The sequence below is a fragment of the Microbacterium sp. K2 genome (assembly GCF_051365005.1).
In the GTDB taxonomy this organism is placed as follows: domain Bacteria; phylum Actinomycetota; class Actinomycetes; order Actinomycetales; family Microbacteriaceae; genus Microbacterium; species Microbacterium foliorum_B.
This window is the reverse complement of the sequence record NZ_JBLWII010000001.1, coordinates 2,642,709-2,664,918: the sequence shown is the minus strand read 5'-3', so window position 1 is coordinate 2,664,918 and position 22,210 is coordinate 2,642,709. Positions and strand designations below refer to the sequence as shown.

At 68.5% G+C, this 22,210-nt stretch carries 22 protein-coding genes; 7 read left to right on the top strand and 15 right to left on the bottom strand.

The genetic code is table 11. The features are described 5' to 3' along the window. Nucleotides 1-106: 106 nt before the first annotated feature. Nucleotides 107-1,510, top strand: a complete 1,404-nt coding sequence (locus ACLKOY_RS12990) for a DUF222 domain-containing protein (RefSeq protein ID WP_436453974.1) — start codon at nucleotides 107-109, stop codon at nucleotides 1,508-1,510. A 5-nt stretch (nucleotides 1,511-1,515) separates the two neighbouring features. Here the strand turns inward: ACLKOY_RS12990 and ACLKOY_RS12985 are convergent, their stop codons facing one another. From ACLKOY_RS12985 to hemE, 11 genes are all read right to left on the bottom strand, one after another. Then, nucleotides 1,516-2,841, bottom strand: coding sequence for a glutamate-1-semialdehyde 2,1-aminomutase (locus ACLKOY_RS12985; protein ID WP_436453973.1), 1,326 nt, complete (start codon nucleotides 2,839-2,841; stop codon nucleotides 1,516-1,518). Nucleotides 2,842-2,953: 112 nt separating this feature from the next. Further along, nucleotides 2,954-3,931, bottom strand: a complete 978-nt coding sequence (gene hemB / locus ACLKOY_RS12980) for a porphobilinogen synthase (protein WP_436453972.1) — start codon at nucleotides 3,929-3,931, stop codon at nucleotides 2,954-2,956. Beyond that, nucleotides 3,928-4,719 (bottom strand): uroporphyrinogen-III synthase, encoded by a 792-nt coding sequence (locus ACLKOY_RS12975; protein WP_363575523.1) that lies wholly within the window; start codon nucleotides 4,717-4,719, stop codon nucleotides 3,928-3,930. Before ACLKOY_RS12975 ends, hemB begins: the two co-directional genes overlap by 4 nt. Further along, nucleotides 4,716-5,732 (bottom strand): hydroxymethylbilane synthase, encoded by a 1,017-nt coding sequence (hemC, locus tag ACLKOY_RS12970; RefSeq protein ID WP_436453971.1) that lies wholly within the window; start codon nucleotides 5,730-5,732, stop codon nucleotides 4,716-4,718. Before hemC ends, ACLKOY_RS12975 begins: the two co-directional genes overlap by 4 nt. A 7-nt stretch (nucleotides 5,733-5,739) precedes the next feature. Then, nucleotides 5,740-6,417: a hydrogen peroxide-dependent heme synthase gene (hemQ, locus tag ACLKOY_RS12965; protein WP_436453970.1), complete on the bottom strand. Its 678-nt coding sequence runs from the start codon at nucleotides 6,415-6,417 to the stop codon at nucleotides 5,740-5,742. A gap of 67 nt (nucleotides 6,418-6,484) precedes the next feature. After that, nucleotides 6,485-6,766, bottom strand: a complete 282-nt coding sequence (locus ACLKOY_RS12960) for a hypothetical protein (RefSeq protein ID WP_363575528.1) — start codon at nucleotides 6,764-6,766, stop codon at nucleotides 6,485-6,487. Next, the gene (locus tag ACLKOY_RS12955; protein WP_140038286.1) at nucleotides 6,753-7,160 is read right to left on the bottom strand and encodes a phage holin family protein; all 408 of its coding nucleotides are present in this window, start codon (nucleotides 7,158-7,160) and stop codon (nucleotides 6,753-6,755) included. The genes ACLKOY_RS12960 and ACLKOY_RS12955 overlap by 14 nt, the downstream gene beginning before the upstream one ends. A 1-nt stretch (nucleotide 7,161) precedes the next feature. Beyond that, complete coding sequence (locus ACLKOY_RS12950) at nucleotides 7,162-7,584, bottom strand: hypothetical protein (RefSeq protein ID WP_140038287.1); 423 nt, start codon at nucleotides 7,582-7,584, stop codon at nucleotides 7,162-7,164. A gap of 200 nt (nucleotides 7,585-7,784) precedes the next feature. Next, nucleotides 7,785-9,335, bottom strand: a complete 1,551-nt coding sequence (gene hemG / locus ACLKOY_RS12945; RefSeq protein WP_436453969.1) for a protoporphyrinogen oxidase — start codon at nucleotides 9,333-9,335, stop codon at nucleotides 7,785-7,787. Nucleotides 9,336-9,438: 103 nt separating this feature from the next. Further along, nucleotides 9,439-9,777: a metalloregulator ArsR/SmtB family transcription factor gene (locus tag ACLKOY_RS12940; RefSeq protein WP_436453968.1), complete on the bottom strand. Its 339-nt coding sequence runs from the start codon at nucleotides 9,775-9,777 to the stop codon at nucleotides 9,439-9,441. Nucleotides 9,778-9,840: 63 nt separating this feature from the next. Continuing rightward, nucleotides 9,841-10,863: a uroporphyrinogen decarboxylase gene (hemE, locus tag ACLKOY_RS12935; protein ID WP_436453967.1), complete on the bottom strand. Its 1,023-nt coding sequence runs from the start codon at nucleotides 10,861-10,863 to the stop codon at nucleotides 9,841-9,843. Nucleotides 10,864-10,924: 61 nt separating this feature from the next. Between hemE and ACLKOY_RS12930 the strand changes: the two genes are divergently transcribed. From ACLKOY_RS12930 to ACLKOY_RS12915, 4 genes are all read left to right on the top strand, one after another. Beyond that, entirely contained in the window at nucleotides 10,925-12,232 is a 1,308-nt protein-coding gene (locus tag ACLKOY_RS12930) for a glutamyl-tRNA reductase (RefSeq protein WP_436453966.1), read from the top strand. A gap of 144 nt (nucleotides 12,233-12,376) precedes the next feature. Further along, entirely contained in the window at nucleotides 12,377-12,799 is a 423-nt protein-coding gene (locus ACLKOY_RS12925; RefSeq protein WP_436453965.1) for a hypothetical protein, read from the top strand. Between the two features lie 36 nt (nucleotides 12,800-12,835). Continuing rightward, nucleotides 12,836-13,408, top strand: a complete 573-nt coding sequence (locus ACLKOY_RS12920; protein ID WP_436453964.1) for an HhH-GPD-type base excision DNA repair protein — start codon at nucleotides 12,836-12,838, stop codon at nucleotides 13,406-13,408. Next, complete coding sequence (locus ACLKOY_RS12915) at nucleotides 13,405-13,830, top strand: DUF1801 domain-containing protein (RefSeq protein WP_436453963.1); 426 nt, start codon at nucleotides 13,405-13,407, stop codon at nucleotides 13,828-13,830. The genes ACLKOY_RS12920 and ACLKOY_RS12915 overlap by 4 nt, the downstream gene beginning before the upstream one ends. 57 nt (nucleotides 13,831-13,887) lie before the next feature. On the opposite strand, the gene ACLKOY_RS12910 is transcribed toward ACLKOY_RS12915, so the two are convergent. Beyond that, on the bottom strand, nucleotides 13,888-15,273 hold the full coding sequence (locus ACLKOY_RS12910) for a glycine--tRNA ligase (protein ID WP_436453962.1): 1,386 nt from the start codon (nucleotides 15,271-15,273) through the stop codon (nucleotides 13,888-13,890). A 104-nt stretch (nucleotides 15,274-15,377) separates the two neighbouring features. After that, nucleotides 15,378-16,067: a GNAT family N-acetyltransferase gene (locus ACLKOY_RS12905; protein WP_363575549.1), complete on the bottom strand. Its 690-nt coding sequence runs from the start codon at nucleotides 16,065-16,067 to the stop codon at nucleotides 15,378-15,380. A 92-nt stretch (nucleotides 16,068-16,159) separates the two neighbouring features. Between ACLKOY_RS12905 and ACLKOY_RS12900 the strand changes: the two genes are divergently transcribed. Both ACLKOY_RS12900 and ACLKOY_RS12895 read left to right on the top strand, forming a co-directional pair. Then, the gene (locus ACLKOY_RS12900; RefSeq protein WP_436453961.1) at nucleotides 16,160-17,623 is read left to right on the top strand and encodes a peptide MFS transporter; all 1,464 of its coding nucleotides are present in this window, start codon (nucleotides 16,160-16,162) and stop codon (nucleotides 17,621-17,623) included. Between the two features lie 57 nt (nucleotides 17,624-17,680). After that, nucleotides 17,681-19,123 carry an MFS transporter gene (locus tag ACLKOY_RS12895; RefSeq protein WP_436453960.1) on the top strand — a complete coding sequence of 481 codons (1,443 nt, stop codon included), beginning with the start codon at nucleotides 17,681-17,683 and terminating at the stop codon, nucleotides 19,121-19,123. Nucleotides 19,124-19,136: 13 nt separating this feature from the next. Here the strand turns inward: ACLKOY_RS12895 and ACLKOY_RS12890 are convergent, their stop codons facing one another. Both ACLKOY_RS12890 and ACLKOY_RS12885 read right to left on the bottom strand, forming a co-directional pair. Further along, the gene (locus ACLKOY_RS12890) at nucleotides 19,137-20,060 is read right to left on the bottom strand and encodes a serine hydrolase (RefSeq protein WP_436453959.1); all 924 of its coding nucleotides are present in this window, start codon (nucleotides 20,058-20,060) and stop codon (nucleotides 19,137-19,139) included. 178 nt (nucleotides 20,061-20,238) lie between these two features. Continuing rightward, complete coding sequence (locus ACLKOY_RS12885; RefSeq protein WP_436453958.1) at nucleotides 20,239-22,203, bottom strand: M13 family metallopeptidase; 1,965 nt, start codon at nucleotides 22,201-22,203, stop codon at nucleotides 20,239-20,241. Nucleotides 22,204-22,210: the final 7 nt, after the last annotated feature.

Genomic DNA, 22,210 nt, shown 5'->3' with positions numbered 1-22,210 from the left:
TCTTGTTCACAGGAAGGCAACGATCCGTTGTCGGTTCCCACGATTCCACCCCTCTTCTATTCCAATGTTCTGCTCGACATTCGAACAAATCTACTAGAGTCGAAGCATGATATCCGCCACCGATCCCGACCTCGAGCAGCGCGCTGAGCTGCTCAACTTGTGGGTCGAGAAGCGGAGACAGATCGCTGCCCTCGAGGCCGAGGCGTCTGAACTCCTGGCCGAGCGGATGCGTCTGAGCCAGTCGGACTCCGACGAGAGCCCGTTCCATCGCGATGCCATCCACCGATCGATGATCGCGGAGTACTCCGCGGCAGGCCGCATGACCCAGGGCAGCATCGAGTACGCCTTCACCGATGCCTGCTTCCTCGACGCCAGCCACCCCGGCGTGCGTTCTGCTTTCAGAATCGGCAGCATCACGGCCGCCCATGTCCGCGAGATCGTGCGCGCCGCAGGGGTGGTCCGCGAAGCCGTCAACAATGGGCGAGCGGATGCCGACGTGCTGCCCCTGTACGACACGGTCGCCGTCATCGTGGCGGAGCGCGAGACTCCCGCCCGCACACGAGTGCACCTACGAGAGCTGGCCGCCACGCTGGCAGGATCCACTGTCACCGAGCGTCATGCGCGCTCGAAGTCTGAGCGCACCGTCACCGTGCGCCCGGCAGGCGACGGCCTCGCCGTGCTGACGGTCGTGCTGCCCGAGCATCTCGCGACGGCGATCCTCGACCGCCTCACCCGACTGGCGCACGCCGTGATCAGTGGACGGAACGACCGTGAGCCGGCACTCGAGCCGATGGACGACGGCGAGAATCCGATCTATCCGGAAGACATCGCGCAAGACGACCCGTCGCGCGACGACTATGCGATCTTCGGCGACGGGACCTTCACGACCGACCCGACCGAACCCACCGTCGAGCGCATCCCGGCCGACACTCGCACGATCGATCAGGTGCGGGCAGACCTGCTGATCGACCTCCTGCTCGCCTCTGATCCGAGCGCAGCGAACGGCTCAGGACTCGACAACATCCACGCGCGCATCCACGTCACGGTCGCCGCCACCACGCTCGCGGGCTGCGACGATCGCCTCGCGCAGCTCGACGGACACGGGCCGCTGCCTCCCGACATCGCACGCGATCTCGCCGGTCGCAACAGCGGATGGTCCCGGCTGTTCCTCGATCCGACGGGACTGGTCGTCGAGACCGATACTTACCGTCCCACGGAACCCATGCGACGGTTCCTCCGTGCGCGCGATCAACACTGCCGGTTCCCCGGCTGCAGGATGCCGGTGCATCGGTGCCAGGTCGACCACACCTTCGATCACGCGAAGGGCGGGCGCACCGAGATCCACAACCTCGCCCATCTGTGCGCGCGACACCATGCACTCAAGCACCCCGACGTCGCCGACGACCATCGCTGGACGGCGCAACAGCTTCCCGACGGCACGATCGACTGGTTCAGCCCACTCGGCCGCACCTATCGGGACTCGCCACGACGACGAGTGATGTTCGTCTGAGGTTCTTAGACCCCGCGAGCAGCGGCAGCAGCCTCGGCCGCGATAGGCAGCGCCGCTTCGATGCGCTGAAGCTCTTCCTCGCCATGCGCGGCGGTGAGGAACCAGGCCTCGAACACACTCGGCGGCAGCGCGACTCCCTGCTCGCGCATCGCGTGGAAGAACGGCGCGTACCGGAACGACTCCTGAGCCTGCGCCTCGGCATACGTACGGGGCGCCGAAGCCCGGAAGGAGGCGCTGAAGAGGTTCCCCGCGTGTGCGACGGCGTGGGCGACGCCGGCGTCCGCGAGAGCGCCCTCCAGAGCGCTGGAGACCCGGGATGCGGCGGCGTCGACGGTCGCGTAGACCTCGGGGGTCGCCAGGCGCAAGGTCGCGAGGCCGGCGGCGACCGAGAGCGGATTACCCGACAGTGTGCCTGCCTGGTACACCGGCCCCAGAGGAGCGAGCAGATCCATGACTTCAGCACGTCCACCGAGCGCGGCCAGGGGCATGCCGCCGCCGACGACCTTGCCGAACGTGAAGATGTCGGGCAGATAGTCCTCGCCGGCCGCAGCCTGGAGCCCCCAGAAGCCTGCGGGGTGCACGCGGAAGCCCGTCAGCACCTCGTCGAGGATCAGCAGGGCACCATGCGCATGGGCAGTCTCGGCCAGCAGCCGGTTGAACCCCGGCAGCGGCGGAACCACGCCCATGTTCGCGGCTGCGGCCTCGACGATCACCGCCGCGATGCGGTCACCGTGCTCGGCGAACACCGCGGCCAGCGCGTCGGGGTCGTTGTAGTCGATCACGAGGGTCTGCGCGGCGATCGGCGCGGGCACCCCCGCAGAGCCGGGCAGAGCGAGAGTCGCGACGCCCGAGCCGGCCGCGGCGAGGAGACCGTCGGAATGCCCGTGGTAGTGACCGGCGAACTTGACCAGCAGGTCGCGTCCGGTCGCACCGCGCGCGAGTCGGATGGCCGTCATGGTGGCTTCGGTGCCGGTCGATACCAGCCGCACTCGTTCGACGGGCCGGATCTCTCCGAACCGCACTCGGTCCGCGATCAGCTGAGCGAGCTCCACCTCGCCCTCGGTCGGGGCACCGAACGAGAGTCCTCGTGTGGCTGCCTCCTGCACGGCGGTGACGACCTCAGGGTGCGCGTGGCCGAGCAGCGCCGGTCCCCACGACGCGACGAGGTCGACGTACTCGTTGCCCGCGGCATCCGTGACCGTCGCACCCTTCGCCGAGGCGAGGAAGCGCGGCGTGCCGCCGACAGAGCCGTACGCACGCACCGGCGAGTTCACACCACCGGGAATCACCGTGCGGGCAGCGGAGAACAGGTCGTCATTGCGGTCGGTCACAGCACACTCCTCAGCGATGCGCGGAACTCTCCCGCCATCACCTCCAGGCTAGTCGGCAGACCTGAGGGAGGGACTCAGACGACCCCGCCACGAGCGAGGCGATGAAGCGCTGTCAGGCGCGCAGCCAACGCGCGGCCTCGGTCGCCCAGTAAGTCAGGACGACATCGGCACCGGCGCGGCGGATCGAGAGCAGCGACTCGAGGATCGACGCGCGGCGGTCGATCCAGCCGTTCGCCGCGGCGGCCTCGATCATCGCGTACTCGCCGGAGACCTGGTATGCCCACACCGGAATATGCACGGTATCGCGCACCTCGCGCAGCACGTCGAGGAAGGCCATGGCCGGCTTCACCATGACGATGTCGGCGCCCTCCTGCTCGTCGACGACAGCCTCCCGCACACCCTCGCGTCGGTTGCCCGGGTCGAGCTGGTACGTGCGACGGTCGCCCTTCAGCTGCGAATCCACGGCCTCACGGAACGGGCCGTAGAAAGCACTCGCGTACTTCGCGGCGTAGGCGAGAAGCAGCGTGTCGGTGAAGCCCTCGGAATCGAGCGCCTCGCGGATGACGGCGACCTGGCCGTCCATCATTCCCGACAGGCCCAGCAGCTGAGAGCCGGCTCGAGCCTGAGCGAGCGCCATCGACGCGTAGCGATCGAGAGTCGCATCGTTGTCGACCGAGCCGTCTGCCGCGAGCACGCCGCAGTGACCGTGGTCGGTGAACTCGTCGAGGCACAGGTCGGTCTGCACGACGAGGGCATCCCCGACCTCGGCCGCGAGCGCCTCTGTGGCCACGTTCAGAATGCCTTTCGGGTCGTCGGCACCCGAGCCCTGAGCATCTCTGACGGCCGGAACTCCGAACAGCATCACACCGCCGACACCCGCCTCGGCGGCCTCGACTGCCGCGGCCCGCAGAGAGTCGAGCGAATGCTGCGCGACGCCGGGCATCGACCCGATCGGGGCAGCCTCGGTGATCCCCTCGCGGACGAACAGCGGCAGCACCAGCTGCCGCGGCTCGAGAGAGGTCTCCCGCACCAGGCCACGGACGGCAGGAGACTGCCTCAGGCGACGCAGTCGGACATCGGGGAAGCTCACGGCGCCAGCTCGTCCGCCGCGTGCGGAAGGGTGTAGCTCGACACGGCATCGATGAGCGCGTCGACCGTCTGGCGGTCGGCGACGACCGTGATCGGCAGACCCGCCCTGTCGGCATCCTTCGCGGTCCGCGGACCGATCGCCGCCAGCAGGGTCTCATCCGGGATCAGGGGGAACTGCTCGCGCACCTGCTCGGCGACCGAACCGCTCGTGATCAGGATCGCGTTGATGCGTCCGTTCTCGACGTCGCGCTTGATGCGGTCGGTGACCGGCACGCCGACGGTTCGATAGGCGACGACGCTGTCGACGTCGTGACCGGCCTCCTGCAGCAGGACGCTGAGCACGGGCTTCGCGATCTCGCTGCGCAGAGCCAGGATGCGACGCGGCTCGGCCTCGAGGGCGATGAGCTGCTCAGCCATGCCCGCCGCCGAGTTGTCTTCGTCGGGCACCATCGCTACTTCGTACCCGACCGCCTGCAGAGCGGCCGCGGTGGTCTCGCCGACCGCCGCGATCTTCGTGCGACGCGGCACCACCGCGCGGTGCGCGAACATCACGTCGACGGTCGTCGCGCTCGTCACCGTCAGCCAGTCGTACTCTCCGGCGGCCAGCCGGGTCAGTGCCACGTCGAGCGCGGCCTGATCGGTGGTGGCCGCGAAGTTGATCAGCGGCGCGACGACGGGCACCGCTCCACGCGAACGCAGACTGGCGGCGACGCCGTCGCCCCACGGGCCTCCGCGGGGTACGAGGATGCGCCAGCCGTCGAGCGGCCGGTCCTGCTTCGAATTGGTCATGATGAGGAATGCTCTCGGGAGACGAGGTCGGCCGCCCCTTGCTCGAGCAGCCGATGGGCGACAGACAACCCGAACTCGCGTGCTGTGCGCATCGGGTCTGCACCATCGGCAGCATCCGCTCCATTGCCGCTGCCGTTCCGACGAATATACTCCCCGTTCAGAGTCTCCGTGACGTCGAGGCCGATCCGGCGGCCGCCGTCGGTCGAGTAGACCACCGTCCTGACACGGATCTCATCGCCGTTGACGACAGCATGAGCGGCCATCGGGGCCTGACATCCGGAGTCGAGTCCTTCGAGGATCCCGCGTTCGACCGTGATGGCCAGCCGGGTGTCGTGGTCGTCGATTTCAGCGAGGGCGGCGAGCAGCTCAGCCGGAGCGTCGGAGCGCGTCTCGACCGCGAGCGAACCCTGTCCGGGAGCGGTCGGCCACTCGGAGAGACCCAACTCCTCGCGGTGAAGCGGCGAGTCGGTCCCGAGGCGCGACAGACCGGCGGCAGCGAGGATGACGGCATCCAGCTCGCCGGATGCGACTCGCTGCAGACGTGAATCGACGTTGCCGCGGATGTCGACGACCTCCGCGTGCGGAGCCCTGCGGTGCACCTGAGCGATGCGACGGGGAGACCCTGTGCCCACCTTGCTGCCGGAGCGCAGCTGGTGCAGCGGGGTGCCTCCGCGCGTGATCGCGACATCACGTGCGTCCTCACGCACCGGAGTGGCCGCGATGACCAGCCCCTCGGGGATCGCCGTGGGCAGGTCCTTGAGCGAGTGCACCAGGAAGTCGCACTCCCCGGCGAGCAGCGCCTCACGCAGACGTGTGGCGAAGATGCCCTGGCCGCCGATCTCCGACAGCGACGCACGATTCGTGTCGCCTTCGCTGGTGATCGGCACGAGCTCGACGGGCCGACCCGAGATCTTCTCGAGGGCGGCGGCGACATGACCCGACTGCGCCTGCGCCAGCGCGCTGCGGCGGGTGCCCAGTCGGATCGGGACGGCTGTGTGACTCTGAGTGCTCATCGTCGACCTACTGCAGCACGTCCGCGATCTCGTCGAACCGGAGGCGACGGCCCGTGTAGAACGGGATCTCCTCCTTCACGTAGAGACGCGCGTCGGTGTAGCGCAGGTCACGCATGAGGTCGACCAGCTCGGTGACCTCATCGGCTTCGAGCGGCAGGATCCACTCGTAGTCGCCCAGGGCGAACGCGGCGACCGTGTTGGCGATGACGCCCGTGAACGCGGCCCCCTTGCGACCGTGATCGGCGAGCATCTTGCGGCGCTCCTCCTCCGGTGCGAGATACCACTCGGGCGTGCGGACGAACGGGTACAGGCACAGCCAGTCCTTGGGGTCGACTCCGCGGAGGAACCCCGGCACGTGCGCACGATTGAACTCGGCATCGCGGTGCACACCCATGACGTTCCAGACGGGCAGCAGGGTGCGCAGCAGCTCGGTGCGCCGCAGGCGCCGCAGAGCCTTCTGCAGGTCTTCCGCGGTGTCTCCGTGCAGCCACACCAGCAGGTCGGCGTCGGCCTTCAGGCCTGAGACGTCGTAGAAGCCGCGTACCGTGACGCCGGAGTCCTCGATGTAGGAGACGATCGTCTCGAGCTCCGTGGAGTCGGACTCGGTGACCGCGATATCGGGGTTTCGTCGCCAGACGGCCCAGAGGGTGAAGCCGGACGGGTTCTCTTCGCGTGCATCGGACATGGATCCAGTCTGCCCCCTTTGTGAATCACTCGCGAACGCGAGTCAGGATGCGAGGATTCGCCTCCGGTCAGCGAGAGAGAGCGCGGGCGATCGCCCAGACGGCTCCGCCCACGATCACGGCGACTCCCACCGCCCCGGCGACCGCCGCGGCCGGGTTGCGGTCGGCGAACACCCGTGCCTTCGCCGCAGCGCGCTTCGATGCCTTGTCGATCCGCCGAGGGAAGTTGCCCTTGACCTCGATCGCCGCGAGCGCGGCCTTGAGCTCGGCGCGGGCGGACTGCACCGGGTCGACGATCCCTGCGGGGACGGCCGTCTTGGGCAGCGGCCTCGTGATCTCAGAGTTCGTCATAGCCGGCTTCCTTCACGAGTCTGATGTCCTCGCCCACCGCCTGGGCGGGGTTCTTGCGAGCGAGCACCTTGCGGAACTTCAGGATGCCGAGCAGCGCGAACAGCAGCACGGCGAGGATCAGGATTCCGAACACGGCCAGCGCGGAGAGCCAGACCGGCCACCACGACGACAGCCCGGCGATCGCGAAGACCAGGATCACCGGAACGGCCCAGAACAGGAAGAAGAGAGCGACGAGGAACCAGACCGAGCCGATCCCTGCGTCCTTGGCGGTCTTCGAGATCCACGTCTTGGCTGCATCGATCTCGGCCTTGACGAGGCTGCTGATGAGTTCGGGAAGATCGCCGATCAGGGACAGCAGGCTGTCCTCGGCACGATCGCGGTATCCGCGGGGCATGTCAGCTGCCAGACTTCGCGGCGGTGGAGCGCGGGGATGCCGGCTTCTTGGCCGCAGGCTTCTTCGCGTCGTCCTTCTTCGCGGCGTCCTTGACCTCTTCGACGGCGTCTTCGGTGGCGTCGACGATGTCGTCAGCGGCCTTGCGGCCCGCAGCGACAGCGGAGTCGAGGCGCTGGCCGGCGGTCTTGTCTCCGCCGCTCGCCGACTTGACGACCTTCTGCACGCCGGTCCAGATCGCACCGGGCACTGCCGCAGCCTTGTCGCCGACGTAGCCCTTGACCTTGTCGACCTGATCCTGCACCTGGTCGAGGTTCCAGACCTTCAGCCACTGCGTCTTGATCTGCTCGTAGCGCTCGCGGCCTGCACGGGTTCCGAGCACGTATCCCACGCCGATTCCTACGACGAGTCCGATCTTCCCCTTCATGGGGTCTCCTCACGTTGTTCCGGTGTGAACGCCTGGGGCGAACCGACGGCGCGGAGCCGCCTGCCAGGTGTCCAGCGTAGCCCCGTATGCCGATTTCGGCATCTGTCAGGCAGAGGGTTGACAGCAGAGCGACTTTCGGGTCGGCCTCAGCGGGCGCGTCGCGCGCGGGAGCGCGGCCGACGACCCCCGACACGCGCGGGTCAGTCCCAGAGCAGCGATCGCCGCAGCCGATCGGCTTCTTCTCGCGCGTCGGGGATCACCTGCGCGAGCCCGGTGCCCGCGAGCCACGCACCCACCGCTGCAAGGCCGGGAACGCCCTGGATCGCCGATCGTGCCGCCTCTCGTCGCTCGCCCGAGCCGATGATCGACGCGGGCTGCGACTGAACGAACCGCGAGCGGTGCGAACCGATGAGATCGTCGGCCGCGAGCGGGACGCCGAGGAGAGCGGATGCTTCGCGGAGCGCGAGACGCGCGGCCTCGTCATCGTCGAGGCCTGCGGTCGCTGCCGGTTCTCCCTGGGCGCCGAACGAGACGCGCACCAGGTGCCGATCGCCGGCGGCCGCCCGGAGCCACTCCCACTTCGCCGTCGAGTGCGTGAGCGCCTTCGCGGTGTGGCTGCCGGGGACCGTCAGGACGCCCGTGCCCCGAGGTGCGCCCTGCAGCGCAGAGGCCTGCAGCAGCAGCGTCACGATCTCGATCTCCGGCGCATCCGCCACCGCGGTCTCGGCGAGGGCAGGTGCGGTGTTCTCGAGCAGACTCCGCGCCACCGCCTCCGAGGTCGCCAGCACGACGCCGTCGGCGGCGAACTCGAACTCCTCCGCGGCCGCGTCCGCACCAAGGACAGCATCCGCATCCGCATCCGCGAGCGGTTGCCCCTCGGCACGCACGGTCCAGCTCGAAGCGGACCGCGTGATCTCGGTCACCCGCACGCCCGTGCGGACGACGCCGCCGAGCTTCTCGATGTCGGCGACCAGTGCGTCGATCAGGACCATCATGCCGCCGGCGAGGCCCTCGACGGCAGCACCGGGCGCCTGCGCCGCAGTGGCCTGCGCCGCACGCGCCGCGCTCTCGTCACGCAGAGCCTGCACAGCGCCCGACAGTGAACCGACGCGCGTGAGGGCGGCGTTGAGCCCGGGCGCAGCGATGTCGACATCGACGTCTTCGGGCGACGCCGAGTACACGCCCGTCGTCACCGGAGCCACCAGCCGGTCTCGCACCTTGACTCCCATGCGCGAGGACACCAGCTTGCCGAGACTCTGGTTGTGGCCGATCGTGAGAGGCGGGCGCACGCGGTCGAGGTACGCACGCCACACACCGGACCAGCCGATGATGCGCCGCACGTCCTCCTGGAACGGATTGCTCGGGATGCCGAGGATGCCGCCGACCGGCAGCGGTGCGGCTCCGACGCCGGGGATGCCCGCCAGCCAGGCGCTGCCGGCCGCGGGGGCGACGATGCGATCGGTGAGACCGAGTTCGGTCAGGAGAGCGCGGACTCGGCCGCCCCTGGTCGCATAGCTCTCCGCCCCGGCGTCCACGACGACGCCGTCGATCTCGGCCTGACGGATCGCGCCGCCGACGGCATCCGACGCCTCGAGCACCGTGACGTGCATGCCGACCTTGACGCACTCGCGAGCCGCGATCAGTCCTCCGACGCCTCCGCCGATGACGATGATGTGGCGCGTGACCGCGCGGGCTGCCAGAGTCGCGGACTCGGCTGGGGACGACTCACTGTTCGCGGGGTTCGACGGCATGCGTCAATCCTTTCACTCGCGACCCGGACGCCTCACCGATCGCGGCCGGAAAAGCGGACACAGTGCGGAGAACCATCGGCGTGCTCTGGCGCGGTGGCGCGGCTCAGGCCTCTGCGGCCGCGGTGGCGGCGCGTCCGGAGCCGCGCTTGCGCACCTCGCGGAGCACGATCTGCTCGGGGCACACCGTCGAGAGGAAGTCGCCGACCGAGAGCGCGAGACGCTCGCCGACGAGTGAGTACAGGATGCGGTTGGCATCGCGGCGCTCGCTGACGAGGCCCGCCTGCCGAAGCACGCTCAGGTGTCGCGAGATGGTGGGGCCGCTCGCCGAGAAACGCGAGGCGATCTCGCCCGCCGCGAGCTCGCCGTCCTTGAGGTCCTGAAGGATCTGACGACGCGTCGGATGGGCCAATGCCGCGAAGATGTCTGACGCGCTATCTGTCATGTTTGCAATATAGCACTCGTGCTAGATACCGCTCGGTGGAGCCGCGGTAGGGCGCGCAGGCGGTCAGATCGAGTGCACCAGCTCGACGATGCGGGTGAGCTGATCGGGGTCCGTCTCGGGCGGAACGCCGTGTCCGAGATTGACGATGTGGCCTCTGGCCGCGCGCCCTCGCTCGACCACGTCACGCACGTGCGTCTCGAGAACCGGCCACGGCGCCGAGAGCAGCGCCGGGTCGATGTTGCCCTGCAGGGAGACGTCGGGTCCGAGGATCGCCGCGGCCTGGTCGAGAGGCAGGCGCCAGTCGACGCCGACGCCGTCGGCGATTCCGCCCAGGCGCATGTCATCGAGGAAAGGGCCGGTGCCGACGCCGAAGTGGATGCTGGGCACGCCGATGCCGTCGAGCGCGACCTTCGAGTGCGGAGCCACGAATGCGCGGTAGTCGGCGGTGCTCAGTGAGCCCGCCCACGAGTCGAACAGCTGGACCACGGATGCTCCGGCGTCGCGCTGGATCTCGAGGAACCGGCGCGAGACCTGCGCGAGCCACCCCGCGAGACGATTCCACGAGTCGGGGTCGGCGTGCATCATGGCGCGGGCGCGCAGGTGCTCCTTCGACGGGCCGCCCTCGACGAGGTAGGCGGCCAGCGTGAACGGGGCACCGGCGAAGCCGATCAGCGGGGTGTCCCCGAGCTCTGCGGTGACGATGCCCACGGCCTCGGCGATCGCGGTGCCGTCGAGCGAGAGAGGATCGATCGCCGTGATGCGATCGACATCGGCCGCGGTGCGCACGGGGTTCGCGAACACGGGCCCACGGCCGGCTTCGATCTCGACCTCCACGCCGGCCAGGCGCAGCGGAATCACGATATCGCTGAAGAACACCGCGGCGTCGACGCCGTGGCGTCGCACCGGCTGCAGAGTGATCTCGGCGGCGAGGTCAGGTGTGAGGCACGCGTCGAGCATGCGTGTTCCGACCCGCAGCTCGCGGTACTCGGGCAGCGATCGGCCGGCCTGTCGCATGAACCACACGGGGGCATGCTCGGGTCGGGGGCCGGTGAGGGCGCGCAGCAGCGGAGCGTCGGAGAGGGCCATGCCTCCATCCTCCCATCCGCCCCTGGGCCGACCTGCATGAAGCCTCAGGTAGAATCGAACGGTGCTGCTGGTTGTCACGGCGAGTCACAAGACCGCCCCCTTCGAATTGCTCGAACGCCTGAGCCGCACCCCCGATGACGTCGCCTCCACGGTCGTGGACATGGCGTCCTGCGTGCAGGGTGCGGTAGTTCTTGCTACCTGCAACCGCTTCGAGGCCTACGTCGAGATGGACGAGCCCGTCACCGCAGCAGGTGCGATCGGCGTCGAGGCCGTGCTCGAGGCCGTCGAGGCGTCAACGGGCATCCGCGCCACCGAACTCGACGGCGCCTACGAGGTGCACTCCGGCCGCCGTGTTGCAGAGCACCTCTTCTCCGTCGCTTCCGGGCTCGAGTCCGTCGTCTCCGGCGAAGGCGAGATCGCAGGCCAGGTGCGCCGAGCACTGAAGGCCGCGCGCAAGGAGGGCACCACCTCCCCCGAACTCGAACGCCTCTTCCAGCGGGCCAGCCAGGCGCAGCGCAAGGTCAAGAACGTCACGGCGCTCGGCCGCGCCGGCCGCTCACTCGTGCGTCTCGCTCTGGAGCTCGCCGACAGCCGCATCGTCGACTGGTCGACTGAGCGCGTGCTGCTCGTCGGCACCGGCGCCTATGCGGCCGTCACCCTCGCGACCCTCCGCGAACGCGGAGCCGTCAACATCTCGGTGTACTCGCCCTCGGGTCGCGCAGAGAAGTTCGCCGCGAAGCACGGCATCCGTGCGGTCTCCGCGGAGGACTACGCGCGCGTCGCCTCGCGATCGAGCCTGCTGATCACCTGCACGACGACGGCCGCTCCCGTGCTCACTCCCGAGCACCTGCAGGCGCCGACCGGCATCGCTCCTGAGGGCTGCCCCGTGGCATCCCACAACCAGATGGTCGTCGACCTCGGCATGCCGCGCAACGTCGACCCCGCTGTCGCCGCCCTCGAGGGCGTCGCCCTGCTCGATCTCGAGACCATCAGCCTGCACGCACCGCTCGAGGAGCTGCAGGCGACGGATGCCGCGCGCACCGTCGTGCGCGAAGCAGCCGACACCTTCCACGTCGTCGGCAGCCGGCAGAGCGTCACCCCATCGGTCGTCGCGCTGCGGTCGCACATGTTCGCGCTGCTCGAGTCCGAGATCGCCCGAGCGCGGGCCCGGGGCGACGACGACGGCAAGGTCGAGCAGGCCCTCCGCCACCTGACCGGTGTGCTGCTGCACGTGCCGACCACGCGCGCGCACGAACTCGCCGCCACCGGACGCGCAGACGACTTCGCCGCCGCGCTCTCGACGATGTACGGCATCGAGCCGATCGAGCCCGCGCAGGCCTCTGACGCCGACGACGCCGCGACCGCCTGAGGGACTCACCCTCACTGCACGAGAAGTCTCCGCGGAGACCTCTCCCCCGGCTCCGGGGATCTCGCCTCGGACGCCTGCACGCATCGCCCGTGCTTCATATCGTCGAACCATGACAAAGCCCATCCCCGCGCGCAGACTGGGAGGATGCTCGTGGATCCCGATGTGATCAGCATCATCGTTGCCCTCTTCGCCTTCAGCGCGACCGTGCTCGGCGGGGTCTCGAGGATGCTCGCGAAGCAGTCGAAGGCACTGGACACCCGCTTTCACAGCATCGATGAGAGATTCACGAATGTCGAGACGCAGATCACCGATCTCCGGGTCGAACTCAAAGGCGACATCGCCGAACTCCGCACAGAGCTCAAAGGCGACATCGCCGAACTCCGCACAGAACTGAAAGGCGACATCGCCGAACTCCGCACAGAACTGAAAGGCGACATCGCCGACCTGCGGGTCGAGCTCAAGACGGAGATCGCTGACGTCAAGACGGAGCTCAAGGCCGACATCGCCGATGTGAGGGTGTCGATCGCACGCCTCGAGGGTCCGCTCCCGAAGCTGCAGCGCATCTGACTCCGCTGCCATCATCGGGGGTGCCAGACTGGAGGTATGGCCCTTCACATCACCGGAGACACCGCCGCTGACGCTCTGCTCACGAACAACCCGCTCGCGCTTCTGGTCGGGATGCTGCTCGATCAGCAGGTCCCGATGGAGACGGCGTTCGCGGGACCGCTCAAGATCGAGCAGCGCACCGGCGCGGCCGACGCCACCGCGATCGCCCGCATGGACCCCGACGAGTTCCTCGAGGCGTTCAAAGCGACCCCGGCCGTGCATCGATTCCCCGGCTCGATGGCGGCGCGCGTGCAGACGCTCTGCCAGGAGCTCGTCGATCAGTGGGGCGGAGACGCCTCGGCACTCTGGACCGAAGGCGACCCGTCGGGCTCCGAGGTGCTCAAGCGCCTCAAGGCTCTGCCCGGCTTCGGCGAGCAGAAGGCGAAGATCTTCCTCGCGCTGCTCGGCAAGCAGTACGGGTTCACCGGCGCGGGGTGGCGCGAGGCCGCGGGCGACTACGGCGTCGAGGGCTCGTATCGCAGCGTCGCGGACATCGTCTCGCCCGAGTCGCTGGCCAAGGTGCGCGAGCACAAGAAGGCCATGAAGGCCGCGGCGAAGGTGAAGGCATGAAGCCCACCGGCGATGACGTCGCCGGACTCATCGCCCGATCCACTCCGGCGGTCCGCCGTCGGGATGCCGAGACGCTGACCGCCCTCATGCAGGAGATCACGGGCCGCGACCCTCAGACCTGGGGCACGATCATCGGTTTCGGCAGCTGCCACTACAGGTATCCGACCGGCACCGAGGGCGACAGCGGCCTGCTCGGGTTCGCCCCGCGCAAGACGGCGACGACGATCTACCTGTTCGACGGCGTCGACGCCCACTCCGAAGCGCTCGAGAAGCTCGGCCCGCACACCACGGGCGTCGGATGCCTCTACATCAAGGATCTCGAGAAGATCGATCTCGACGTGCTCCGCGGCATCCTCGAGCGATCACTGGCCTGGGTCGAGGCGGGCGGCACTGATCAGGTGCAGCTGACCGTCACCGGCTGACGAGAGAGGCCCGCCATCCTCTCGGACAGCGGGCCTCTCGTTCGGATCGTCCGAGCGTCAGGCGCCCTTGAGACGCTCGGCCAGGTACTCGTGCAGCTCGTCGATCGAGACGCGCTCCTGCGCCATCGTGTCGCGGTCGCGCACGGTGACGGCGCGGTCGTCGAGCGAGTCGAAGTCGATCGTGACGCAGAACGGCGTGCCGATCTCGTCCTGTCGGCGATACCGGCGACCGATAGCACCCGCGTCGTCGAAGTCGACGGCCCACGAGCTGCGCAGCGTGTCGGCGACCTCGCGCGCGAGCGGCGACAGTCGCTCGTTGCGGCTCAGCGGCAGCACGGCGGCCTTGACCGGTGCGAGACGGGGGTCGAGCTTGAGCACGGTGCGCACGTCGGTGCCGCCCTTGGCGTTCGGCACCTCCTCCTCGCGGTACGCGTCGACGAGGAACGCCATCATGGCGCGCGTGAGGCCGAACGACGGCTCGATCACGTACGGCGTGTAGCGGTCGCCCGTGGCCTGGTCGAAGTAGGTGAGGCTCTGACCTGACGCCTCGCTGTGGCTCGACAGGTCGTAGTCGGTGCGGTTCGCGACGCCCATGAGCTCGCCCCACTCCTTGCCCGCGAAGCCGAACTTGTACTCGACGTCGATGGTGCCGGCGGAGTAGTGCGCGCGATCGTCTTCGGGCACATCGAACTGCCGCATGTTCTCGGGGTCGATGCCCAGGTCGATGAACCAGTTCCAGCAAGCCTCGACCCAGTGCTCGAACCACTGCTGCGCGTCGGCGGGCGGCGTGAAGAACTCGATCTCCATCTGCTCGAACTCGCGCGTGCGGAAGATGAAGTTGCCGGGGGTGATCTCATTGCGGAACGCCTTGCCGACCTGGCCGATGCCGAACGGCGGCTTCTTGCGGCTGGCGGTGAGCACGTTCGAGAAGTTCACGAAGATGCCCTGCGCGGTCTCGGGGCGCAGGTAGTACAGGCCCGACTCGTCGTCGACGACACCCAGGTACGTCTTGACGAGACCGGAGAACGACTTGGGCTCGGTGTACTGGCCCTTGGTGCCGCAGTTGGGGCACGGCACGTCCGCGAGGCCGTTCTCGGCCTTGCGACCCTTGCGCGCCTCGAAGTCCTCGATGAGGTTGTCGGCACGGAAGCGCTTGTGACAGCTCAGGCACTCGACCAGCGGGTCGGTGAAGGTGGCGACGTGACCGGAGGCCTCCCACACGCGCTTGGGCAGGATGATGCTCGAGTCGAGCCCCACCATGTCGCCACGGCCGCGCACGAACGTCTGCCACCACTGGCGGCGGATGTTCTCCTTGAGCTCGGTGCCGAGGGGCCCGTAGTCCCACGCGGACCGCGAACCGCCGTAGATCTCACCCGCCTGGAAGACGAACCCGCGGTGGCGGGCAAGGGCGATGACCTTGTCGAGACGGGACTGTTCGGCCACGGTGGCTCCAATGGTCGGCTGTGGGAAAGCCCGTGATCACGGGCACGTCAATCTTATCCGCGACCGGTTCGCGTCAGGACCCTGGCCGGGTCGGGGCCGCCCCCTCAGGCGGTGAAGAGGTAGCCCTTCTCGACATCGAACCCTGAGAGCGTCAGGCCGCTGCTCAGCAGACCCTCCATCTGCGCTCGCAGACGCATGCGCCACTCGTGTGCGGCGTCCGGATCCTCGACGCGCATGGTCTCGATGTCCGAGGGGATCTCCAGCGTCTCCGCGACCGCATCGGATGCCGGCGACTTGGCGATGTCGGCGAGCGCCCACTCGACGTCGAGCCGGTCGCTCTCGTCTCCGGCATCCCCTCCGCCGAAGATGCCGTAGCGGTTCACCGAGTACCCGGTCACACGGGCCCCGAGAACCGTGAGGAAGAAGTGCGCGTTGCGGGCGACGAGCGGGTCGAAGGTCCAGGTGATGCGGCCGACGTCGCGCGAGAACGCCCACTGGCGCTGGTGCTCCTTGAGCTCCCGCCCCCAGCCGCGTCCGCGGTACTCGGGCAGCAATGCCGTGATGTGCGAGTGCATCGCGCGGCGTCCGGGGGCACCGAAGAAGGCGATCGAGGCACCCACCATCCGCTCTTCGCCGCTCTCGGCGTCGAAGAGTCCGACGACATAGTTGCCCGACTGCTGCAGCGCTCGCAGAGTGCCGGCGTCGATCACACGCTCGGGGCCGCGGATGGAGTCGAGCAGGCCCTGCGCGGCGATGATGAGTTCAACGGTGTCCAGATCACGAATGGTTCGCACGCCCCCAGTCTGCCCCTCCGGTCGCAGATATCGGAATCGAACACGTGCGAGTGGGCTGGGAATCACGTCGCGACCGGGCGTACCGTGGAGTAATGGCATCCAGCGATACGACGGCCGAGAAGTCCGACACCCGGTTCTTCGGGCAGCCCTGGGCGCTCGTCCACATCTTCGGCGTCGAGATGTGGGAACGTTTCAGCTTTTACGGCATGCAGGGCATCCTGCTCATCTACCTGTACTTCTCTGTCACCGAGGGAGGCCTCGGACTCTCCCAGGCCGTCGCGGGCGGGATCGTCGGTGCCTACGGCGGGTCGGTCTACCTCTCCACCATCCTCGGCGCGTGGATCGCCGATCGGATGCTGGGCTCGGAGCGCGTGCTGTTCCTCAGCGCGATCGTGATCGTCGCCGGACACATCGCCCTCGCCCTTCTCCCCGGGTTCATCGGGGTCGGCGTGGGTCTCGTGCTCGTCGCGCTCGGCTCGGGCGGCCTGAAGGCGAATGCGACCTCGGTCGTCGGCACCCTCTACAGCGCAGACGACACCCGTCGGGATGCCGGATTCTCGCTGTTCTACCTCGGCATCAACCTCGGCGCCTTCATGGGTCCGATCCTCACCGGCATCCTGCAGTCGTCCCTCGGATTCCACTACGGGTTCGGTCTCGCCGCGATCGGCATGACGCTCGGACTCGTGCAGTACTCCTTCGGCCGCAAGGCGCTGCCGGACGAGGCACGACGCGTGCCGAACCCGCTGCCGTCCTCGCGCTACCCGCTCGTCGCGATCATCGCGGTCGCAGCGGTCGCCCTCATCGCGGTGCTGGTGCTCATCGGAGTGATCAGAGCCGACAACCTGGCGTCCATCGTCATCATCGGAACGATCGTCGCGACGGCGGCCTACTTCGCGGTCATCCTCAGCAGCCGCCGGATCGACGGCACCGAGCGTTCGCGCGTCTGGGGGTTCCTGCCCCTCTTCGTCACGAGCGTCGCCTTCTGGTCGCTCTACCAGCAGCAGTTCACCGTGCTCACGGTCTACTCCGACGAGCGCCTCGACCGCAACATCTTCGGATTCGAGATGCCCGTCTCGTGGGTGCAGTCGATCAATCCCGTGTTCATCATCATCCTCTCCGGCGTCTTCGCGGCGATCTGGACCCGCCTCGGCCGCCGTCAGCCCTCGACTCCGGTCAAGTTCGCACTGGGCGCGATGATCATGGGCGCGGCATTCCTGCTGTTCCTGCCCTTCGCGGGCGGTGGCGCCAACCCCACCCCGTTGATCGCGATCGTCGGCATCCTGTTGGTGTTCACGATCGCCGAGCTGCTGATCTCGCCGGTCGGTCTGTCGGTCACCACGAAGCTCGCCCCGAAGGTGTTCCACACCCAGATGGTCGCCCTGTTCTTCCTGTCGATCGCGCTGGGCACGGCGATCTCGGGTTGGCTCGTGCAGTTCTACGACCCGACGAACGAGGTGCCCTACTTCTCGATCCTCGGCGCCATCGCGATCGTGGTCGGCCTCGGACTGCTCTTCGCCGTCAAGCCGGTGCTGCGGCTGATGAAGGGCGTGAGCTGACGATCACGGCACGGGCGCTCGCGCCTCGGGTGTCTCAGACGCCGATAGCCTGAAGCGATGGGAGAGAACGATGATCGCGCGCGCAGAAGACTCTCCCGAACATCACCGAAGTGGGCGATCGTCGCGGTCCTGGCGTTCGCCGGGCTCTGCTCGTCGTTCATGTTCACACTGGTCGTGCCGCTGCAGGCCGAGCTTCCTCGACTGCTGAACGCATCCCGCGAGGACACCACGTGGGTCGTCACGATCACGCTGCTCGTCGCCGCGGTCGCCACCCCGATCTCGGGCCGACTGGGCGACATGTACGGCAAGCGCCGCGTCGTGATCGTGCTGCTCGGGCTGCTGATCCTCGGGTCGCTGATCGCGGCGCTCTCGGGCTCGATCGTCGGCGTGATCATCGGCCGGGCGCTGCAGGGTGCGGTGACCGGTGTGGTCCCGCTGGGCATCGCCATCATGCGCGACGTGCTGCCGCCCGAACGTCTGGGCACCGCCGTCGCCCTGATGAGCGCCACGATGGGCGTGGGCGGCGCGATCGGGATGCCGGTGGCCGCCCTGCTCGCAGTGAACGCCGACTGGCACTGGCTGTTCTGGCTCGCGGCCGCTCTCGGCGTCATCGGCCTCGCCCTCGTGCTGCTCGTGATCCCCGAGGACGTGCTGCGATTCCCCGGACGCCTCGACGTGATCGGCGCGATCGGACTCGCGATCGGCCTCACCGGCATCCTGCTGTTCGTCTCTCGCGGCGCCGAGTGGGGCTGGACGGCTCCGCTGACGCTCGCGTGCATCGTCGGCGGAGTCGGCGTGCTGCTGGTGTGGGGCTGGTATCAGCTGCGCACCACGGATCCGCTGCTCGATCTGCGCGTCGCGGCGCGCCCCGCCGTGCTGTTCACCAACATCGCCGCGATCGGCATGGGCTTCGCGCTGTTCGCGTCGAACGTGACATTCCCGCAGCTGCTCGAGGGCCCGGCCGCCTCGGGTGCCGGTTTCGGACTCGACATGGTCTCGGCCGCACTCATCATCATGCCGGCGGGCCTGGTGATGATGGTGATCTCGCCGCTGTCGGGCTGGCTCGAGCGCACCGTCGGCCCTCGCCCGCTGTTCACCGTCGGCGCCGGCGCGATCGTGCTCGCCTACGTGTTCGTGCTGCTGTGGTCGAGCGAGGTCTGGCACATCCTCGTCGGCAACCTGCTGATCGGCGTCGGCATCGGATTCACCTTCGCCGCCATGCCGATGATCATCATGCGATCGGTGCCCGCGAACGAGACGGGCGCATCGAACGGACTGAATGCGCTCTTCCGCTCGATCGGCACGTCGAGCGCCTCCGCCGTGATGGGCGGGGTGCTCGCCGCCATGAGCATCGACGTCGGCGGTGTCTCGGTGCCCACACGGGCGGCGTTCGATCTGTGCTTCTGGCTGGCGATCGCAGCCGGCATCGTCGCCCTGGTCCTGTCGCTGTTCATCCCTCGGCAGCGTTCGACAGAGCAGCACCCGTCATTGCCGGGGTGACGCCCGCCTGGCCTCAGTGCGTGTACTCCATGAGCTCGACCCCGAGCACGCGGAAGGCATCGTGTGCACGCAGCCGGTGGGTGATCGACAGGTCGTCGAAGCAGACGATCAGCGAGTAGGCGACACCTGCGCGGGGACCGGCGAGCACGCCGGCCTCTGCCCGCACACCGCGATCGCGGCCCGTCTTGTTGATGAACAGCAGACCGTGCGCGTCATGGTCGTGAGCGAAGGGGTCGAGGCCCGTTGACGAGGCCACCAGACTCAGGTCCTGATTCAGACTGAGCCACTCGGACACCTGGGCGCTCACAGATGCACCCACCACCTGCGAATTGACGAGTGCCGAGAACAGCCCGGCGAACTCGCGCGCCGACCCGACCGCGACCTGCGGGGCGTCATCGGGGCCACGTTCGTCGCGGAAGCGATCGAGAAGAGCCGTGCGGCGGAGTCCGAGGGCCTCGATGCGCTCACGCACGCGATCGTGGCCGACCCGCTGCAGCAGGGCGTTGACCGCGATCGGGTCGCCGGCTGTCGCTGCGAGCACGGCGAGGTCTTCGAGCGGCAGTGCGGGCGCACGCAGGTGTCGCCAGAGTCCCGAGGTCGACACCGCCTCGACGGCGGAGCGCTCGACGATCTCGAGCGGGTCGAGGGTGCCCGCCTCGAACGCGGCCGCCACCTCGATGAGCAGGGGCACGACGCCGAGCCCGGCGACCGGCATGGTCACATGGTCATCACCCGAGAGGACGTGCGTGTGGTTGTCGAGATCGACGACATGCACCGACACCTGGGCCCCCGCGTCCGCGAGCTGCTCGAGCGCGCGCAGGGTCGAGGTGAACGACCGACGCCCCGTGGCGGCACGCCGCGGCAAGCGTCGGCTGGGCCGCTGAGAGCGGCGCAGCGAGGCCAGTGGCGGGCCGTCGGCAGGCTCAGAAGCACCCACGCGTGATCCTTAATAGGGGGGTTGGATTGGCGGGATGCTGCGGTGTCCATCCTCCGCAGCACGGATATCGTAACCCCGTGAAGTGAGGATGCCCTACATACTCCGGTATACGGTCATCAGATCGTCATGCAGGAGACAGCAGGGCACCCTCGGGGCCTGATCGGCTAGGCGGGACGACTCACCAGATCGTCACTCGCGAGTCCTGCGGCAGCCACAGCGCGTCGGATTCGGAGACGTCGAACGCCTCGTAGAAGGCGTCGATGTTGCGGACGATCTGGTTGCAGCGGAACTCGTTCGGCGAGTGCGGGTCGATCGTGAGCAGTCGCAGCGTCTCGGCGTCGCGGCTCTTCTGCTGCCAGACCTGCGCCCACGACAGCAGCAGGCGCTGCACGCCCGTGTAGCCGTCGATCACCGGGGCCTCTGCGCCGTCGAGCGAGATCTCGTAGGCCTTGAGCGCGATGCCGAGGCCGCCCAGGTCTCCGATGTTCTCGCCGATCGTCAGCGCGCCGTTGACGTGGTGCTCTGCGTCAAGACCCTCCGGCACGAGTTCGTCGTACTGCGCGATCAGGGCCTTGGTGCGCTGCTCGAACGCGGTGCGATCCGCGTCCGTCCACCAGTCCTCGAGCTTGCCGTCGCCGTCGTAGCGGCTGCCCTGGTCGTCGAAGCCGTGACCGATCTCATGGCCGATGACCGCGCCGATCCCGCCGTAGTTGGCGGCCGAGTCACGCGATGCATCGAAGAACGGGTACTGCAGGATCGCCGCCGGGAACACGATCTCGTTCATCGAGGGGTTGTAGTAGGCGTTGACCATCTGCGGCGGCATGTGCCACTCGTCCCGGTCGATCGGCTTGCCGACCTTCGCGACGTTGCGGTCGTGCTCGAAGATCGCGGCGCGCCGCACGTTGCCGAACAGGTCGGAGCGGTCGATCTCGAGGCTCGAGTAGTCGCGCCAGACGGTGGGGTGACCGATCTTCGGAGTGAACGAGTCGAGCTTCGCGAGCGCGCGCTCACGGGTCTCGGCGGTCATCCACTCGAGGTCGGTGATGCTCTGCCGGTAGGCCTCGATGAGGTTCGCGACGAGCTCGTCCATCGCCGCCTTCGCCGTCGGCGGGTAGTGCCGCTCGACGTACACCTTGCCGATCGCCTCGCTCAGCGCACCCTCGGTCACAGATACGCCGCGCTTCCAGCGCTCGCGGATCGAGGGCACGCCGGTGAGCTCGGTGCCGTAGAACGAGAAGTTCTCCTGCACGAAGTCGTCGGTCAGGTACGGAGCCGCCGCGTGCGCGACCTGCGCACGCAGCCACGCCTTCCAGTCGTCGAGGCGCTCGGCGGTGAGCAGCGAGCCGAGCCCTTCGAGGAAGCTCGGCTGCGAGACGACGACCTCGGCGAAGGCTTCGGGGCGGGCCGGCGCGACGGCATCGCGCCACGGCTCGAGATCGACACCCGCGAGCTCCTGGATCTCGGCCCACGACTTGAGGTTGTAGGTGGCGACGGCGTCGCGGCTGCGCACGTTGTCCCAGTGGTGGCCGGCGAGCTCGGTCTCGAGGGCGATGGAGCGGTCGGCGGTGCCCGCGGCATCCGCGATCCCGGCGAGCGCGAGCAGCCGCTCGAGGTGCGCGCGGTAGGCCGCCCGCGTCTCGGTGAAGGTGTCGAGTCTGAAGTAGCTCTCGTCGGGCAGCGACAGACCGGACTGCACGATCACGGGCAGGTACCGCTCGGGATTTCCGGGGTCGCCGTCGACGTAGAACCCGATCAGGTGCGCCCGACCGTCGCGGTCGTAGGTGCCGACCGTGCGCAGGAACGCGGGGATGTCGTCGATCGCCTCGATCTCGGCGAGCGTCTCGGCGAGCGGCGTGACGCCGGCCGCGGCGATGCGCTCGGTGTCCATGAAGCTCGCGAACAGGTCGCCGATCTTGCGGGCGAGAGTGCCCGGCTCGGCATCCTGCGACTCCTCGATGATCGCCCTGACGTCTTTTTCCGCCTGCTCCGCGAGCAGATGGAACGAGCCCCAGCGCGCCTTGTCGCCGGGGATCTCGGTGCGGGCGAGCCACGCACCGTTGACATGGCGGTACAGGTCGTCCTGCGGGCGGATGTCGGAGCTGAACTCGGAGGTCTCAAGGCCAGAAGAAAGCACGTCGGTCATGCCGACC

What these genes read in the sequence shown, in the direction of transcription:
- ACLKOY_RS12940 (WP_436453968.1), bottom strand. Translation starts at nt 9,777, where the DNA reads ATGACAGATAGCGCGTCAGACATCTTCGCGGCATTGGCCCATCCGACG.
- ACLKOY_RS12900 (WP_436453961.1), top strand. Translation starts at nt 16,160, where the DNA reads ATGGCATCCAGCGATACGACGGCCGAGAAGTCCGACACCCGGTTCTTC.
- ACLKOY_RS12990 (WP_436453974.1), top strand. Translation starts at nt 107, where the DNA reads ATGATATCCGCCACCGATCCCGACCTCGAGCAGCGCGCTGAGCTGCTC.
- ACLKOY_RS12975 (WP_363575523.1), bottom strand. Translation starts at nt 4,719, where the DNA reads ATGACCAATTCGAAGCAGGACCGGCCGCTCGACGGCTGGCGCATCCTC.
- ACLKOY_RS12960 (WP_363575528.1), bottom strand. Translation starts at nt 6,766, where the DNA reads ATGACGAACTCTGAGATCACGAGGCCGCTGCCCAAGACGGCCGTCCCC.
- ACLKOY_RS12885 (WP_436453958.1), bottom strand. Translation starts at nt 22,203, where the DNA reads ATGACCGACGTGCTTTCTTCTGGCCTTGAGACCTCCGAGTTCAGCTCC.
- ACLKOY_RS12895 (WP_436453960.1), top strand. Translation starts at nt 17,681, where the DNA reads ATGGGAGAGAACGATGATCGCGCGCGCAGAAGACTCTCCCGAACATCA.
- hemC (WP_436453971.1), bottom strand. Translation starts at nt 5,732, where the DNA reads ATGAGCACTCAGAGTCACACAGCCGTCCCGATCCGACTGGGCACCCGC.
- hemE (WP_436453967.1), bottom strand. Translation starts at nt 10,863, where the DNA reads ATGGCCCTCTCCGACGCTCCGCTGCTGCGCGCCCTCACCGGCCCCCGA.
- hemG (WP_436453969.1), bottom strand. Translation starts at nt 9,335, where the DNA reads ATGCCGTCGAACCCCGCGAACAGTGAGTCGTCCCCAGCCGAGTCCGCG.
- ACLKOY_RS12950 (WP_140038287.1), bottom strand. Translation starts at nt 7,584, where the DNA reads ATGAAGGGGAAGATCGGACTCGTCGTAGGAATCGGCGTGGGATACGTG.
- ACLKOY_RS12920 (WP_436453964.1), top strand. Translation starts at nt 12,836, where the DNA reads ATGGCCCTTCACATCACCGGAGACACCGCCGCTGACGCTCTGCTCACG.
- ACLKOY_RS12925 (WP_436453965.1), top strand. Translation starts at nt 12,377, where the DNA reads ATGCTCGTGGATCCCGATGTGATCAGCATCATCGTTGCCCTCTTCGCC.
- ACLKOY_RS12955 (WP_140038286.1), bottom strand. Translation starts at nt 7,160, where the DNA reads ATGCCCCGCGGATACCGCGATCGTGCCGAGGACAGCCTGCTGTCCCTG.
- hemQ (WP_436453970.1), bottom strand. Translation starts at nt 6,417, where the DNA reads ATGTCCGATGCACGCGAAGAGAACCCGTCCGGCTTCACCCTCTGGGCC.
- ACLKOY_RS12915 (WP_436453963.1), top strand. Translation starts at nt 13,405, where the DNA reads ATGAAGCCCACCGGCGATGACGTCGCCGGACTCATCGCCCGATCCACT.